The following is a 16,226-nucleotide window of genomic DNA, read 5'->3' as shown; positions in this document are numbered from 1 at the left end:
GTCACGACAAGGCGGCGAGGAACGCCTCGGGCGGTGTGCTGGACGGGCGGTCGCTGACCTGGCCGTCGCCGAGCTCGACGACCCGCCACCGGCCGTCGGCCCGCCGGGCCAGGTCGACGGTCACGAAGGGCAGGCCGAGCCCGGCCACCGCTACCGCCGGCTCGGACGTGGGCAGTTCGGCGGGCGGCGGCCGGTCCGGTGTGTCCGGGTGGGCGGTGACCAGGCGACAGGTCCCGTCCACCCACCACGTCCGCGCTTCCGCCCCGGTGAATTCCTCGAAACGCCGCAGCACGAAGCCGCCGCTGAAGTCGTCGCCGCGCAGCTCCCGCATCCGCGCGGCGACCGACCAGGCCGCCTCGGCGTCGGTCAGGTCCGGGATGTACGCGGCTTCGTGCCAGTAGTGCTTCATCGACTTGGTGTAGTCGCGCAGCACCGCCGCCCCCGGGCCGAGCCTCGCCCGTGCCTCGTCGAAGGAGTCCCGCCCGTCCCCGTCGGTCCACGCCGACTCAGGCGTGAACGAGGCGAGCGCGGCGTACCAGCCGGGCAGCTCATGGCCGCGGCGGTACTGGTCGGCGCTGGTCCGTAGGGCGATGCCACGTCCGGCGGCCGCCTCGGCGAAACCGTCGTACGCGTACGAGGTCATCATCCACCCGCGATAGACCGCGGTCGCCTCGCCCGCCGGGAGCCGCGCGACTCCGTGTGCCGCATCTCCCGCGACGAGCGCGTCGTGATCGACCAGGCCGACCTGCCACCCGGCGTCCCGGGCGGCGGCCGACTCGTCCGCGAAATGCTCGTCGGCGCGGCGTGGATGCAGCACGTCGGACGGCAGCAGAAGCATCATGGCCCGCAGTATGGGTCAACCGATCGGTGGAGCGGGGGAGGACGCCGGGCACGTACATTCCACTCGTGGTGCTGACCGTCGGGCCGTACGTCTTGCTGGTGCTCCTCGCCGGGGTCTCGGTCTGGGCCTCGTCGCCCGCCGACCTGGTGCTGTGCGCGGTGCTGGCGATCTGGCTGGCGGCCCGGCGGGTGCTGCGACCGGCGGTGTTCGTGGCCGTGCTGATCCTGCTCACCGCGGTCCTGGTCGTACGGTCGCCGTGGTTCGGGTTCTTCACCCCGGTGCTGTACGTGCACGCCTTCCGGCTGCTGCGCTGGCCGTGGCAGCCGGTCGGGGTGGGCGCGGTCGCGGTGGTGGCGGGCACCTCGCAGACGTACGCCGTGGACAAGACCACCGCGGTCGGCCTGGTCACGTGGGTCGCGGTCGTCGCCGCGAACGTCTTCCCGATGTGCGCGTACGCCTGGTTCGAACGACGGGCCGCGCGGCAGAACGCCGAGCGGGAGCGGGCTCTGGCCGCCGAACGGGAGGCGAACGCGAGGCTGGCGGAGTCGCTGGCGGAGAACGCGGCCCTGCACGAGCAGCTGCTGGTCCGGGCCCGTGACGCCGGCGTCCAGGACGAGCGGCAACGGATGGCCCGGGAGATCCACGACACGCTGGCGCAGGGCTTCATCGGCATCATCAGCCAGCTCAGCGCGGCCGAGAACGGTCACGACGATCAGGTGACGTGGCGCCGGCACCTCGGCGCCGCGACCAAGCTGGCCCGGGAGAACCTCACCGAGGCCCGGCGTTCGGTGCACGCGCTGAGCCCGGAGCCGCTGCGGTCGGCCCGGCTGGGCGAGGCGCTGGCCGGCGTCGCCGAGCGGTGGTCGGCGCTGCACGAGATCCCGGTCCAGGTGACCACGACCGGCACTGTCCGGCCGATCGCGCCCGAGGCGGAGGCCGCCCTGCTGCGGATCGCGCAGGAGGCCCTGACCAATGTGGCCAAGCACGCGGGCGCGACCCGGGTGGGGGTGACCCTGACGTATTTCGAGCGGGAGGCGGCCCTCGACGTGCGTGACGACGGCGCCGGTTTCGATCTGGGCCGGCGCGGCGGCGGGTTCGGCCTCACCGGGATGCGCCAGCGGGTGGAGGGCCTGTCGGGCACGCTCCACATCGAATCGGAGCCGGGCGGGGGCACCGGCATCTCGGCCCGGGTGCCGTCACTCCTCGCGTAGCTCGCCCCAGGCGTGCCAGTGGTCGATCTCGACCTGGACGCTGACCCGGGGCCGTTCGCGGTTGGCGTACGGCTGGCCGCCGTAGTGAATCGACAGCCGGTCGATGTCGCGCAGCCCGTCGTCGTCGGTGATCGACACGACGCGGCCCTGCAGGCTGACGTGGGTGTACCAGTTGGGCGCCAGGACGGTCAGCGCGACGCGTGGGTCGGCCTCGAGGTGTTTGAGCCGGGCCCGCTTCGCGTCCAGGCCGAGCAGGACCTTCCCGTCGTCCTCGAGCAGGTACCAGGTGGCGACGCTGACCGGCCGCCCGTCGGCCGCGACGGTGGCCATCACGGCGGGGTTGGCCTGGCGGAGAAACTCGACGATCTTGTCCGGCATGGGCGTATCAGGCATCCACCCACCCTAGATCGTTCCGCGGCGGAGTTCATTTCAACACCTTTCTGAGGTACGCGCACACCGGAGTCCCGTCCTCCGGGCCCGGCCGCCGTCGTTGGTCACGCTCCGCGCGCCCAACGCCGGGCCGTCCCGCGTGGTTGCGGTCTTTTCACAGGCAGGGCGGGGTGTACCGATGAACACGCAGCCCCCGGAAGTCGATCTCGTTGGCGGTCTTGCCGACGAAGACCAGGCCGCGGGCCTCGCTGACGGCCGAGGCGAAGGTGTGCGCCGGCTGGCCCAGCTCGGGCACCCCGGCCCACGCCGACGGGCGGAGACTGAAGAAGCGGGTCACCACGCGGCCGCCGGTCGAGGGGATGGCGGTGGCCCATTGGGCGCCGCCGCTCCAGTGGGAGGCGGGGCGCAGCTGCACCCACAGGTCGTCGGTCGCGCTGTAGGTGAGCCAGAATCCGGCGGACCGGGAGAGGTCGGCCTGGGCCTCGAACTCGTTGCCCAGCCAGACGACCACGACGTGCCATTCGTCGTTGAGGAAGGTCACCTTCGCCGCGTAGTCGTGGCCGTGGTGGATCGGGACCAGGAGGCTGCCGGTGGCCGGGACGGTGGTGCCCTCGCCGCTGGCCAGCCACTGCTGGAGGCGGTCGATCGACGGGCCGGCGCACTCACGCGGAGGGTGCGCGTTCGCGGCGGCCGGCGCCACGACCAGGGCGGCCACGAGCGTCACCAAAGAGACCAGCACCCTGCGCATCGACGACCCCCAGCTCAATCAGTAAACCTTGTTTGCAACTCTGGCCAGCCCCGTCCATATAGTCAAGTGCGTCGATGGATTGCCAGGGCGTCCGCGAGGGGGATCTGATCGGGCGGCTTGGTCAGTCGCTCGGGCTGACGCTGCTCGACGGGGCGAACGTGTCGCGGAACGACGGCTCCAGCGACCGGCCGGTGACCGGCTCCACGTAGAGGTCGCGCAGCATCAGACCGGCCAGCCCCGACGTGTTGAGGCCGGTCTCCTTGCCGCCGAGGGCCTGCAGCGCCCCGCCCAGCCCGGTGGCCGCGCGGAAGACGCCGCCCGGGAGCCGGCCGACCCGGCGGGGACGACCGGCCGCCGCGGCGATGCGCGTGAACATGTCCTGCCAGGTCATGTTCTCGTCGGCGACCGGGAGGTCGGCGCCGTCCGCCCGCTCCAGGGCGCCGGCCGCGCTCTCGGCGACGCTGCGCGCCGAGGCGGCCGCGGTCCCGCCGGGCGGCGCGACCAGGGGCGCCCGGGATTTCGCCCAGTTCGCCAGGGGGCCGGCCCAGTTCGTGCCGGGGCCGAAGACGAACGGCAGCTCCAGCACCGCGATCGGGAGGCCGGGCCCGGCCGCCTCGCGCGCCTCCCGGGCCTGCTCCACGCGGCAGCGGATGTAGGTGTGCTCGTCGGCCAGCCTCCACTGCGGGTGGACCCGGTCGAGATAGGTGTAGTACGAGCCCATGATCACGCCGCGGCTGACGCCCTCGGCGCGGGCGGCGGTGAACAGGCGCACGACGGGCTCGACCATCGTCCGGCGAAACGCGGGGTGCAGCGGCTTGCGCAGCGGGCGTTGCTCGTCGGTGCGGGCGGCGAACACCACCGCGTCGTGCCCGGCCAGCAGCGGCCGCAGATCCTCGACCGTGGTGGTCTCGAGGTCGAGCAGATGGTCCACACCCGGGCGGGCGGAACGGGCGACCGTGGTCACCTGGTGGCCCCGCTCCCGCAGGACCGTGGCGACCTGAGCACCGATCAACCCGGTGCCACCGACGATGAACGTTTTCACACCGTCCACTATATAGAGACCAGGTAATGGAGATAACCGTCACCGTAACGGAGAGAATTGCTATTTAAAAACGTCAATAGATGGTTGTAGGCTCCGCGGGCATGACATCCGTACCTCCATTCCGGCGCCGATCCGTCGCGATCGCCGCAGCGTCGGTCCTGGGCATCGGCATCGTTCCGGCCTCGGCGTCGGCCGCTCCCGCGCCCGGCCCGGCCGATGCCGTCCGGAAACATCAGCGGGACGACCGCCTGGCCAACTTCGACGGCCGCACCCCGGACGCGCGGACGCTCACCGCGCTCCGCACGAAGCAGCGCTCCGCCGGCGTCACCAAGCTCGATAAGGGCCTCGGCGCGCAGGGCCTGGTCGACATCGACCCGGCCACCGGGACGGCTCGCCGGGTGGCCCGGATCGACGGGTTCCTGACCGCCGCGAGTGACAAACCCGCCAAGGAGATCGCCGCCGGCTATCTCGCCGCGAACCCGGACGCGTTCGGCCTGAGCGGGACCGAGGTCGCCGCCCTGCGGCTGCGCAAGGACTACGTCGACATCGACGGCACCCACCACCTGAGCTTCGAACAGGTGGTCGGCAATGTGCCGGTGTTCGGCAACGGGGTCAAGGCGGACATCACCTCCGATGGCAAGCTCATCCAGGTGACCGGCTCCCCGGCCGCGTCGCTGCCCGCGTCGCTGGGCAGCGCCAAGCTGTCGGCGGCTCAGGCACGTGACGCCGCCGCGAAGGACGCCGGTTCGCCGGCCTCCACACGGGCGGACGACCCGACCAAGCTGGTCGCGTTCGCCTCGAAGGGCGGTGCTCGCCTGGCCTGGCAGACGCTGTCCACCAAGGAGGGCTACCTGCACGTGATCGACGCGGCGACCGGCCGTGTCCTCTACCGGCAGGACCTGCTGCTGCACGACAACGCGCCGTCCGCGCCGTCGGCGCTGGTGTGGCAGAACTACCCGGGCGCGCCGCTCGGCGGCACCCAGCAGCAGCGTTCGCTGAAGAACTGGATCGCGCCGGACGCGACCACGCTGTCGGGCGACTCGACGCACGTGTTCCTCGACGTCAACGACGATGACGAGGCCAACCCGGGCGAGGAGGTCGCGCCCGACAAGCCGGGTGACTGGCGCTTCCCGTTCAAGGACTTCACGTCCGAGGTCGGCCCGCCCTGCGCGGCGGACAAGCAGTGCTCCTGGAACCCGAAGGTCGCGAACTCGTGGAAGGACAACGCGAAGCAGAACGCGGCCCAGTTGTTCTACTACGTGAGCAGCTTCCACGATCACCTGGAGGCGGCGCCGATCGGATTCAACCGGGCGGCCGGCAACTACGAGACCGCCGACGGCGACCCGATCGAGGTCAACGCGATCGACGGCGCCAACACCGCGGACGGCACCCCCGACTCGTTCCACACCGACAACGCGAACATGCTGCCGACCCCGGACGGCGTTCCCGGCCGGATGCAGATGTACCTCTTCCGGGATCCGACCTGGCCGGAGGACCCGTTCCTGGCGGCCAACTCCGGTGACGAGGGCGACATCGTCTACCACGAGTACACCCACGGCGTGTCCAACCGCCTCGTGGTGGACGCCTCCGGCAACTCGACGCTGACCGGCTTCCAGGGCGGCTCGATGGGTGAGGCGTGGTCCGACTGGTACGCCTTCGACCTGCTCGCGGCTCAGGGTTTCCAGACCGACACCGCCGCGCCGGGTGAGGTGCTGGTCGGCCGCTACGTGAGCGACGGTCAGAATCTGGTTCGTACGCAGCCGCTGGACTGCACGGTCGGTGCGAGCGCGGACGTCTGCCCCGGCACCCCCGGCGCGGGTTCGGGCGGATACACCTACGGCGACATGGGCAAGATCATCGGCGGTCCCGAGGTCCACGCCGACGGTGAGATCTGGGGCGAGACGCTGTGGGATCTGCGTACCGCGCTGGGTTCGAAGCTGTCCGAGTCGCTGGTCACCCGGGCGATGGAGCTGTCGCCGGCGAACCCGTCGTTCCTGGACATGCGTAACTCGATCCTGATGGCCGACAAGGTCAGCCGCGACGGCCGCGACCAGAAGAAGATCTGGAAGGTCTTCGCCAACCGGGGCATGGGCTGGTTCGCGGCCGACCTCGGCGGCGACGACACCACCCCGATCGAGGACTTCTCCACGCCGCCGGCCCGGGACGCGTCGCGTACCTCGGTCACCGGCACGATCACCAACGTCGACAGCGGCGCCCCGCTGGCGGGCGCCACGGTGAGCTTCGCCGGGCACGCGTCCGGGTTCGCCGACTCCTACCAGGCGACCGCCGACGCGCAGGGCAGGTACACGATCCAGAACGTTCTGCCGGGTGGGACCTACCCGGAGGTGAGCGCGTCGGCTCCCGGCTACGAGACGGTCTTCCGTGACGTGCGGGTGCATCAGGGTGCCAACAAGGTGGACTGGACGCTGCGCCGGGACTGGGCCGCGACCAGCGGCGGCAGCGAGGTGACCGACTTCAACGGCGACGACTACGGCTTCATCGGCTGCGGTCCGGGCGCCGCGGTGGACGGTCTGCAACGCACCGGGTGGAGCACCGACGCCACGTACGGCGCCGACGGCAAGATCGACCCGCGCTACCTGGTGGTGAAACTGCCGGCAGCGGTCGACGTGTCGGCGATCGCGGTCAACCCGACCGGCAACTGCGGTGACGACGCCAGCGCCTCGACCGGCGACTACCGCGTCGAGACGTCGGCCGACGGTCAGACCTGGACCGTCGCCGCTTCAGGCCACTTCGGGGTCGAGAACCGCGACAAGATGAACGAGGTGCCGCTCGCCGCGGGCAGCACCGCCGAGGTGAACTACCTGCGCTACACGATGCTCGGCACCCAGGTCGCCGAGGAAGGCATCACCTGCCCGGACTTCTTCGCCGGGTGCTTCTACGTCGACACGGTGGAGATCGGCGTCTACGGCGCCGCTCACTGATCCACCGTTCCACGCTCACTGATCCACCGTTCCACGCTCACTGATCCACCGTTCCACGCTCGCTGATCCACCGTTCCGGGTGTCCGGCAGTCCGCCGGGCACCCGGAGTCTGTTTCCGGGCCGGGCGCGATGTCCGGCGGCTGCGCGCCGATCGACACGCCTGTGGACAGGCAACATCGATGCCACATTCGAGCGCTACCTTGACGCCCACCCACAGGGGCGGGGGAGGGGGCGGCCGTCGCGCTGCTCAACGCGGTGGATGTGGTCTCTCGGGGATGCGGGCGGCGGCTGCGGCGACCGTTGCCAGGTCTTCGCTCGAGAAGCCGGCGCGGCTCAGCACCGCCAGGGATTTGTTCGTCGCCAGCGTGCACAACGCCAGCTCCGCCGCCTCCGGCTCGTCGGCGCCGGCTGCCAGCAACGCCTGCTCCAGCATCGCCCGCAAACCGTCGATCATGGCGCGGACCATCGCCTGGCCCTCCGCGTCGAGTGCCGGGAACTGCGTCGCCGACACCGTGAGCAGGCAGCCGTCCGGGACCGCCGGGTCGGCGATGCGGTTCAGGGTCACCCGCAGGTAGGCGGACACGACGGCGCTCGGGCTCGGATGAGGGCCGGTCAGCGCCTGGTCGTACAGCGGGTGGTAGGTCTGTGCGTACCGCTGGAGGCTTTTCCGGAACAGGGTGCCCTTGTCGCCGAAGGTGGCGTAGAGCGAGCTCCGGCCCAGGCCCGTGCCCTCGGTCAGGCGGTCGATCGAGGCCTCCGAATAGCCCCAGCGCCAGAAGACGTGCATCGCCCGGCGGAGCGCCTCGTCCACGTCGAATTGCTTACGGCCCGCCATGGTTCGTCAGCCTACACATCTTGCACCGATCGGTTCAAGATGCGTATGGTCGCCGGCATGACAAGTTGTACCGATCGTTCCGTGATGAGCAACCCCGACGGTTTGAGCTCGCTGCGGCTGCCCGACGGATTCGCCGACGTCTTCACCAGCCGGCTCGTGCAGCTGAACGGGCTGCGGCTGCACGCGGTCACCGGCGGCGACGGCCCGCCGCTGCTGCTGGTCGGCGGGTGGCCACAGACCTGGTACGCCTGGCGGGAGGTCATGCCCGCGCTCGCCCGCAAGCACACCGTCGTCGCCGTCGACTCGCGCGGGGCCGGGCTCTCCGACAAGCCCGACGACGGTTACGACGCCGGCACGCTGGCCGCGGATCTGGTCGCGCTGATGGCCGTGCTCGGGCACGACCGGTTCGACGTGGTCGGCCACGACATCGGCATGTGGACCGGATACGCACTCGCCGCCGATCACCCCGAGCGGGTGGGCCGGCTCGCCGTCGTCGACGCCATCATCCCCGGTCTCACGCCGGTCCCGTCGGTCTTCAGCCCGGCCGCGGTCAACCAGCGGCTGTGGCACTTCGGCTTCAACCGGCTCACCGGCCTCAACGAGGAACTGGTCCGGGGGCGGGAGCGGCTCTTCCTCGGCCACCAGTTCGCCACCAAGGGCGCCACCCCGGACGCGATCCCCGCGTACGCCGTCGACGTCTACGTGGACGCGATCGTCGCGGACCCTCGCGGGCTGCGGGCGAGCTTCGCCTACTACCGCGCGCTGGACGAGACGATCGCGCAGAACGAGCAGCGCCGGAAGACCCGGCTGACGCTGCCCGTGCTCGCCGTCGGCGGCGCGCGGTACACCGGCGCGCTGGTCGCCGAGACGATGCGGCCGGCGGCCGGCGATGTGACCGGGGTGGTCCTCGACGATTGCGGCCACTACGTGGCCGAGGAGCAGCCGGCGCGATTCACCGAGATCTTGGAGGACTTCCTCGGTAGCACACCGGCACCGGCTTCCCGCACGCCGCCGGCCCGGCACCACCGGCCGCCCGTCTCTCGTGGATGACAGGCGGGTGCGGGTCGGGGCTCAGTTGACGAAGTCCTGGGTGAACCAGACGCGGCCGTCGCCGCCGCGGGTCACCGCCAGGCCGACCCGGCTGAAGCCCGGGTTGAGCAGGTTGCGGCGATGGCCGTCGTTCGGCGGCACCTCGGCGAGCATGAGGTCGGTCAGGCCGTTCGCCGCGGCGACGATCGCGGCCTGATTGTTGGCGGCGTTGCCCTGGCCGATGTTCTCGCCCGCCGAACGCCAGACGACGCCCGCGGCGGTGAAGCGGTCGCCCAGACCAGCCTCGCCCGGGCACTGGTGCGACAGGCCGCAGCCGCCGACCATCAGGGCGTTGTGCGCCACGGAGGCGTTCGTCAGCTCCGGGCTCAGCGTGAGCGTCGAGACCCCGGCGGCGGTGCGGGCGGCATTGATGTGCGCCAGCACCTGGTCGATGACCGCGTCGGCCGGGGGAGTGGTGGGGTCGCTCGGAGACGACGGCGGGTCGGCCGGCGGTGTCGTCGGCGGATCCACGGGAGGCGTGCTCGGCGGGGCGGAGCTCGGCTTCGTCGGCCGGGGCCAGTGCGGGCGCCGCGCCCGGCTCGCCTCACCGGTCGCTCCGGTGGTCGCCTTCGTGGCGGGGCCCAGCGCCGGGGCGGTCCCGGCCACCGCTGCGGGGCGGTGATGCGTCGTCTGAGCGGAGGCGATGCCGGCGGCGCCCGCGCCCAGAACACCCAGGACGCAGGCGGAGAGCGCGAGGAGACGGGACCGGCGGTGACGCGTACGCATGATGATCCTTGTCGATCGGTGGGGAGAGCCCGAACGACTCTGACCTGCGACGACCATTCATGCACGTTTATTGAACAAAACTTAATGATCGAAGCGCCATTGTTCGGCGTTCCTCGATACCGATACGCTGACTCGTCGTGATCAAGGACGCTTCTCCGGTGGCGCGATGGACACTTGCCGGCGCCGTGGTGGGCAGCATTCTGTTGCTGGGAGCCACCGTGCTTCTGGTGGGGCGTCCGGAGCCGGAAGCGCCGCCACTGGAACTGGCCGGGCCGTGGGAGCCGCCACCGGTGGTGGACACGCCGTACTCCTGGGAGTCCGCTCCGGTCAGCAGCGCTCCCGCGGCGGCGCCCATCACGACCAGCCCGGCAGCGACGCGCTCGCCCGCGAAACGCCCACCTGCGACAAAGCCGCCGAGGACCGCGCCGCCGACCACCCGGCCGGCCACGCCGCCGGCCGCGCCCAACCAGAGCCTCCGCGACGACGGGGGTGCGGACGGGTCGACCAAGGCTCAGGGCCGGAGCTTCAAGGATGTGCGCGACGGCGACCTCGGCACCTTCTGGTCGCCGGTCGGGGCGACGGGAGAGATCTCGGTCAAGTGGACGGTGCCGGTGCCGGTCTCCCGGATCCGCATCCGGGAGTCCGGTGACCGCCGGATCGGGAACTGGCAGGTGCGCAATCACGACAACGACGCGGTCCTGGCCTCCGGCAGCGGGGCGGGCGTGATCACCTTCCGGGCGGTCACGCTGCGGAAGATCACCTTCGTGATCCTGGGCTCCCGGGGCACGCCCCGGGTCGCCGAGTACGAGACCTTCGCCCGCTGAGGGTCAAGGCCGGGTACGGGTGGACAGCCAGCCCGCCATCGCGCGTACGCCGTGGCCGATGGCGCGCTCGTCCGGGTCGAACGTGCTGAAGTGCGGGGCGCTGTTCTCGATCGGGGCGTCGGGGGAACGGACACCGAGGAACGAGTAGGTGCCGGGCAGGCGGTCGAGGAAGAGGGCGAAATCCTCGCCGTTGAACGGGATCGCGGCGTACTGCGTCGGGGCCCGGTCGTCGCCGATCGTGCGGCGCAGATAGCGGTCCAGGGCCCGGCCCTCACGTTCGGGCGTGATCATCGCGGGGAACGGATCGTTCGGGAACGAGACGGTGGCGTTGCCCGCGGAACGGGCCAGGCGGTGGATCCGGCGGCGGATCTCGGGCCAGCGGTTCTCCGGCCAGCAGCGGTAGGACACGCGTACCTGGGCGCCGATGGCCTGGGCGTTCATGAAGACGAACCGGGACAGCGGGCCGTGCGGGGTCTGGATGTCGGCCACCAGGCGTTCGATGTCGGCCGGCGTCATGGGCCGGGACACGGTGCTCAGCGCGGTGATCTCGGTGGCCAGATGCTGGGCGGCGTCGGCGCTGTCCAGCGTGATGAGGCCGCCGTCCAGGCCGGGGAGACCGGTCCCGGGCGCGGGGAGGATCTGGCCGACCGGGAACGGGCCGCAGTGCAGGGCGTGGATCTCGGCCGGGCGTACGCGGGCGAACACCCCGCCGGCGAGCATCGCGGCCGCACCGGCGAGGGTCTCCTCCGCGGGCTGGAAGACGAACATCACCGTGCCGGCGAGCCGTTCGCGCAGCCGTGCCAGCGTCAGCGCCACCCCGACACCCACCGTCGTGTGGATGTCGTGCCCGCAGACGTGCGCCACCTCCGCGCCGCCGCCCGACTGCTCACCCGGCGGCACCGCGTCCATGTCCGCGCGGTAGGCGACCGTGCGGCCGCGACGGGCGCCGGTCAGCAGGCCCACCACCCCGTGCCCGCCGACGCCCGTGGTGACGTCGAGTCCCGCCTCGCGCAGGCGCCGCGCCACCGTCGCGGCGGTCCACGCCTCCTGGCCGGCGACCTCGGGGTGCCGATGCAGGCCGCGGCGCAGCTCGATCAGCTCACCGTCCAACCGGGACACCACCCGGTCGATCGTCCCGGACGGCAGACCGCCGTCGGCGTGCGCCGGTGCGCCCGGCGCCAGCCAGGCACCGGTCACGCCCGCCACGCCCGCGGCGGCGCCGCCGAGCACGGCCCGCCGGCTGACGATGTGATCCCTCGAGTCCGACATGGTTCCTCCCAGGCCCCGCGGCTGCCCCCGAGCAGCCGATCGGCTCGAGCCTGTCGCAGCGGCCCGGGAAGCGCAGTGACGCCAGCACGCCTATCGCGTGGGGGTGTTACCTCCACCGGGGCGGGCCAGGCCCAGGTCGTACGCGACGATGGTGGCCTGCACCCGGTCGCGCGCGCCCAGCTTGGGCAGCAGCGCGTTGACATGCGCCTTGACCGTGCCGGCGGCGATGCCCAGCACCTCGCCGATCTCCGCATTGGACAGTCCGGTGGCCAGGTGGACCAGCACGTCACGTTCGCGCGGGGTGAGCATGGCCAGGCGGGGGTCGTCCGGACGGGCGGAGGCCACCTGCCCGGTCGCGAACGCGTCGATCAGCCGGCGGGTGACCGCGGGGCTGAGCATCGCCTCGCCGGCCGCCACGGTACGGACCGCGGCCACCAGGTCGGCCGGATCGGAATCCTTGAGCATGAAACCCGACGCGCCCGCCCGCAGCGCGGCGAAGACGTACGCGTCCTCGTGGAACGTGGTCAGCACCAGCACCCGCGGCGGACGCTCGGACGCGGTGAGCAGAGCGGTCGCCGACAGGCCGTCCATGCCGGGCATCCGGACGTCCATCACCACGACGTCCGGCTCGGCCCGGGCGGCGAGCTCGAGCGCGGCCACGCCGTCACCTGCCTCGCCGACCACCTCGAGGTCGTCCTGCGAGCCGATGATCGCGCACAGCCCGGCACGGACCATCACCTGGTCGTCGACGACGATCACACGGACGGCGATGACGAGACCTCCCGGTCGGTGGTGTCGAGGCGCGGTCCCAGATTGTCGAGCAGGCCGCGCATCGCGGAAAGCGCCTGTTTGGAGGCGTCGAGCACGGCGGGGAGATCGGCCTCCTCGGCGGCCCGCGGCACCCGGGCGGCGTGTTCCAGGACGGCCACGCGCAGGCCCTCGGCGATGCGGGAGCGTTCGGCTCGGGCGCGCGCCTCGGCCCGCATTCCCTCGACGGCGACCAGCCCGTGCTCCCGGTCGTGCCGCTGAGCGCGGCGGCGCCGGACCAGGTAGCCGGCCAGCAACGCACCCCCGTACGGCACGACCAGCAGGAATGCCACGAACGCCGTGGAGAGCAGGAAGAGCAGGGCGGCGTCGAGACGGCTGCCGCCGAGGTCCTCGGCGGGGGTCTCGACGGTCAGCAGGAGCGCGGCGGCGAGTGCGGTGCTCGCCAGCGAGACGACCGGGGCGAGCCAGGAGCGGGCGGGGCGGACCGCGACCGCCGCCGTGTAGATCGCGGCCACGTCGGCGCCGGGGCTGGAGAGGATGAGCTCGCCGGCGTTCGGCACCACGCCGGTGAGCTGCAGGATGGGCAACAGCCAGGTGGTCAGCGCGACCGCGGCGAACACCGCCCGGGGATGCCGGCGGCGCCAGAGCAGCGGGGCCGAGTGCGCGACCGCGGCCAGCAGCAGAAGGGTCACCGCGGCCGGCTCGGCGCCTTCCTCGGCGAGGAAGGCCACCGAGGACAGCGGCACGGCCAGGGTCAGCAGCATCAGGCCCGCGTCCAGCACCGTTTCGCCGCCCGGACGTTCACGGCGCGGACGGGCAACGTGGACGGGCGGGAGAGTCGCGGTTACCCGCCAGCCGCCTTCGGCCCGCGGACCGGCCTCGACCGTGCCGCCCAGCGCCGCGGCCCGTTCGCGCAGCCCGGCCAGCCCACGCCCGCCACCCAGCCCGGTCGCCGGGGACGTCCCGGCGGCGCCGTCGTCCTCGATCACCAGGTGAGCGCCGTCCGGGCCGTACCTCTGGATCAGGGTGACGTGACCGCCCGGCGCATAACGCAGGGTGTTGGTCAAAGCCTCCCGGGCGATCGCGTGCAGCACCTCGGCCGCGGCCGGTGGCGGGTCGTCGGCCGCCTCCACCGTGACCACCTGCCCGAGCCGGCGGAAGTCGTCGGCGAGATCGGCCACGGCCGGGGGCGCGGCGGCGGTCTCCTCGGCCGTCGGCAGAACGGCGACCAGGCGGTGCAGGTCGTCGATCGCCTGCCGGCCGGTACGGGACGCGAAGGCCAGCGCCTCGTCGCGCAGGTCGGGGCGCTGGTCGGCGAGGAACTGGGCGGCCGACGCGTTCACCACGATCGAGGTCAGGTGGTGCGCGGTCACGTCGTGCAGCTCGCGGGCGAGGCGGCGTCGTTCCGCGCCGGCCGCCTCGTGCCGGGCCCGCTCGGCGTCGGCGAGGCGCTGGGCCGCCGCCTCCCGGTCACCCACCCAGCGGCGCCGGACGCGGCCGGCCGAGGCGACGACCGTGTAGACGATCGCGCCGAGCGCCAGATCGGCCGGGTAGTCGGCGGTCACGCCGTTCAGGGCCGGGATCAGGCCCGCCTGCCAGACCAGCAGGCCGGCGACGACCAGCGCGGTCGTCCGCAGCGACCGCAGCACGGCCACGCTGAACAGCGCCACCAGGTCGGTGAGCGTGTTGATCGTGACCGCGTCGCCCGGCGCGAGGAACACCTGGCCGGGCACCACCCAGGCGCCGAGGCTGACCGCGACGGCCGCGGCGGCGGTGACCGCGACCGGCGCACGGCGGCGCCACGACAGGGCGGCGGCCAGCCCGGCGGTGATCGCCGCGACCGCTGCCGCGGTCGCCGGATCGACCGCCTCACCACGGGCGAGCGGCAGGCCCGGCCAGAACGCCAGCTGCAGCACGGCCAGCGCCGCGGGCAGCAGCCAGATCCGCCGGGGAGTCATGATGACGCCCAGGGTAGCGGGGCGTCTATGCCCTGGGGCAGGGGTCGGGATCCGGCTGCGGCCTGATTCGCCGGACACGCCGGATCGACAGAATTCTCGGCATGTCGAGCATCGAATATCACCGCCTCGCCCGCACCGGCGCGCACCGCTGGTGGCGACCCGTCGCCGGCACCGCCTTCATCCTCGCCGCGGCCGTCGTCGGCATGACCGGCCTCTACGGGGGCGCCTCGATCCTCGCCTCGATCCTCGGTAGCCCCGAGGACGCCGACGGGTTGCCGACCTTCGGCCCGCTCGCCGACCTGGCCCTGGCGTTCCTCGGGATCGCGCTGCTGCTGCCGCCGATCCTGCTGGCGGCGCGGTGGATCCAGCGCCGCCCGGCCGGCACCCTCTCCTCGGTGACCGGGCGGCTGCGGTGGCGACTGCTGCGGCGCTGCCTGCCTGTCGCGGCCGTCGCGGTCGTGGTCGTCCTGGCCGGCGGCACCGCGCTGGGCGCGGTCACCGGAATGGACGCCGGGTTCGGTGACGCCCCGGTCGCGTTCGCCGCGATCGCGACGTCGATGGCCGTCCTGCTGCTGGTAGTTCCACTCCAGGCCGCCGCCGAGGAGTACCTGACGCGCGGCTGGCTGCTGCAGGCCGTCGGCACGTGGTTCCGGCGGCCGTGGGTGCCGATCGGGGTGCAGGCCGTGGTGTTCGCCGCCCTGCACGGCTGGGGAACGCCGTGGGGCTTTGCCGACCTGGTCGTGTTCGGCCTGGTCGCCGGGTGGCTGACCGTACGCACCGGCGGGTTGGAGGCGGCGATCGCGCTGCACGTGATGAACAACGTGATCGGCGCCGGCCTGGCCGCCTACTACGGCGACCTCAGCATGGACGAGACCGCCGCGGACATGCCGTGGCAGCTCGCCGTCGTCGACTTCGGCGTCCTCCTGGCGTACGCGTGGATCGTGGTCCTGATCGTCCGCCGCCAGGACGCGCCGCTGCCCTCAGACCGGGACGGCCTCGATCACGACGTACGGCGGCTGGACCGGCGTGGCGGCGACCCGGCGCAGACCGGCCCCGCTCAGCAAGGTGTCGAACTGGGCCAGGCTGCGCTCCCGGCTGCCGGCGGCGGTGAGCATCCCCAGATCCATCAGCGGTCCGATGCCGGTGGGCCGGTCGTCCATGACGATCTCGGTGATGACCACCCGGCCGCCCGGGTGCAGGGCGTCCCGGCAGTTCGCCAGGATCCGCAGGCAGTTCTCGTCCTTCCAGTCGTGCAGGATGTACTTCAGCAGCAGTAGGTCGCCGCGCGGGATCTCGGAGAAGAAGTCGCCGGGCTCCGCCGTGAACCGGTCGTCGAGACCGCGGGCCGCGGCGGCGGCACGGGCGCCCGGGCCGGCGTGCGGCAGGTCCAGCACGATCCCCTCGAGGCCCGGATGCCGGGCGAGCCGGGCGAGACCCCGCCGCCGGACATGGCGATCGCGAAATCCTTCAACGACTCCGGGCTGTCGCCGTGCAGGAGGGCCAGCGTCTCGGTGCCGGCGAAACCATCTGCAGCACCGTCTCATATGGACTCTCGGATCTCATGTCCGGGAACCTACTGTCGC

General features: G+C 72.5%; 14 protein-coding genes and 1 pseudogene. 5 read left to right on the top strand and 10 right to left on the bottom strand.

The features are described from left to right. Position 1: 1 nt before the first annotated feature. Entirely contained in the window at positions 2–841 is an 840-nt protein-coding gene (locus tag QSK31_RS33475; RefSeq protein ID WP_285688591.1) for an ATP-grasp domain-containing protein, read from the bottom strand. A 65-nt stretch (positions 842–906) separates the two neighbouring features. Here QSK31_RS33475 and QSK31_RS33470 point away from each other — a divergent pair, with 65 nt between their 5' ends. Further along, entirely contained in the window at positions 907–2,052 is a 1,146-nt protein-coding gene (locus QSK31_RS33470) for a sensor histidine kinase (RefSeq protein ID WP_285688590.1), read from the top strand. Here QSK31_RS33470 and QSK31_RS33465 read toward each other — a convergent pair. From QSK31_RS33465 to QSK31_RS33455, 3 genes are all read right to left on the bottom strand, one after another. Then, positions 2,038–2,445, bottom strand: a complete 408-nt coding sequence (locus QSK31_RS33465) for a PPOX class F420-dependent oxidoreductase (protein WP_285688589.1) — start codon at positions 2,443–2,445, stop codon at positions 2,038–2,040. The two genes, QSK31_RS33470 and QSK31_RS33465, sit on opposite strands and share 15 nt — an antisense overlap. Before the next feature lie 151 nt (positions 2,446–2,596). Next, a complete protein-coding gene (locus QSK31_RS33460; protein ID WP_285688588.1) occupies positions 2,597–3,190 on the bottom strand; it encodes a hypothetical protein in 594 nt (197 codons plus the stop codon). A gap of 121 nt (positions 3,191–3,311) precedes the next feature. After that, entirely contained in the window at positions 3,312–4,232 is a 921-nt protein-coding gene (locus tag QSK31_RS33455; protein WP_285688587.1) for an NAD-dependent epimerase/dehydratase family protein, read from the bottom strand. A gap of 101 nt (positions 4,233–4,333) precedes the next feature. Here QSK31_RS33455 and QSK31_RS33450 point away from each other — a divergent pair, with 101 nt between their 5' ends. Continuing rightward, complete coding sequence (locus tag QSK31_RS33450; RefSeq protein WP_285688586.1) at positions 4,334–7,174, top strand: M36 family metallopeptidase; 2,841 nt, start codon at positions 4,334–4,336, stop codon at positions 7,172–7,174. Between the two features lie 247 nt (positions 7,175–7,421). Here QSK31_RS33450 and QSK31_RS33445 read toward each other — a convergent pair whose 3' ends face one another. Further along, positions 7,422–8,009, bottom strand: a complete 588-nt coding sequence (locus QSK31_RS33445) for a TetR/AcrR family transcriptional regulator (RefSeq protein ID WP_285688585.1) — start codon at positions 8,007–8,009, stop codon at positions 7,422–7,424. A gap of 84 nt (positions 8,010–8,093) precedes the next feature. On the opposite strand from QSK31_RS33445, the gene QSK31_RS33440 reads away from it, so the two are divergent. After that, the gene (locus tag QSK31_RS33440) at positions 8,094–9,059 is read left to right on the top strand and encodes an alpha/beta fold hydrolase (RefSeq protein WP_285688584.1); all 966 of its coding nucleotides are present in this window, start codon (positions 8,094–8,096) and stop codon (positions 9,057–9,059) included. Between the two features lie 21 nt (positions 9,060–9,080). Here the strand turns inward: QSK31_RS33440 and QSK31_RS33435 are convergent, their stop codons facing one another. Further along, on the bottom strand, positions 9,081–9,824 hold the full coding sequence (locus QSK31_RS33435) for a CAP domain-containing protein (protein ID WP_285688583.1): 744 nt from the start codon (positions 9,822–9,824) through the stop codon (positions 9,081–9,083). Between the two features lie 158 nt (positions 9,825–9,982). On the opposite strand from QSK31_RS33435, the gene QSK31_RS33430 reads away from it, so the two are divergent. Then, positions 9,983–10,648 carry a hypothetical protein gene (locus QSK31_RS33430; protein WP_285688582.1) on the top strand — a complete coding sequence of 222 codons (666 nt, stop codon included), beginning with the start codon at positions 9,983–9,985 and terminating at the stop codon, positions 10,646–10,648. A gap of 3 nt (positions 10,649–10,651) precedes the next feature. Here the strand turns inward: QSK31_RS33430 and QSK31_RS33425 are convergent, their stop codons facing one another. The 3 genes from QSK31_RS33425 to QSK31_RS33415 all read right to left on the bottom strand — a co-directional run bounded on the left by QSK31_RS33425 (position 10,652) and on the right by QSK31_RS33415 (position 14,643). Then, entirely contained in the window at positions 10,652–11,917 is a 1,266-nt protein-coding gene (locus QSK31_RS33425) for a M20 metallopeptidase family protein (protein ID WP_285688581.1), read from the bottom strand. A gap of 90 nt (positions 11,918–12,007) precedes the next feature. After that, the gene (locus QSK31_RS33420; protein ID WP_285688624.1) at positions 12,008–12,688 is read right to left on the bottom strand and encodes a response regulator; all 681 of its coding nucleotides are present in this window, start codon (positions 12,686–12,688) and stop codon (positions 12,008–12,010) included. Then, a complete protein-coding gene (locus tag QSK31_RS33415; protein ID WP_285688580.1) occupies positions 12,673–14,643 on the bottom strand; it encodes a sensor histidine kinase in 1,971 nt (656 codons plus the stop codon). The genes QSK31_RS33420 and QSK31_RS33415 overlap by 16 nt, the downstream gene beginning before the upstream one ends. A gap of 101 nt (positions 14,644–14,744) precedes the next feature. Between QSK31_RS33415 and QSK31_RS48915 the strand changes: the two are divergent. After that, a pseudogene (locus QSK31_RS48915) lies at positions 14,745–15,458 on the top strand (CPBP family intramembrane glutamic endopeptidase); the annotation flags it as partial. Between the two features lie 165 nt (positions 15,459–15,623). Here the strand turns inward: QSK31_RS48915 and QSK31_RS48910 are convergent. After that, positions 15,624–16,187 carry a methyltransferase gene (locus QSK31_RS48910; protein ID WP_352244524.1) on the bottom strand — a complete coding sequence of 188 codons (564 nt, stop codon included), beginning with the start codon at positions 16,185–16,187 and terminating at the stop codon, positions 15,624–15,626. Positions 16,188–16,226 lie beyond the last annotated feature (39 nt).

The sequence above is a fragment of the Actinoplanes sp. NBRC 103695 genome (assembly GCF_030269485.1).
Lineage (GTDB): Bacteria > Actinomycetota > Actinomycetes > Mycobacteriales > Micromonosporaceae > Actinoplanes.
This window is presented reverse-complemented; position numbering and strand designations above follow the sequence as displayed.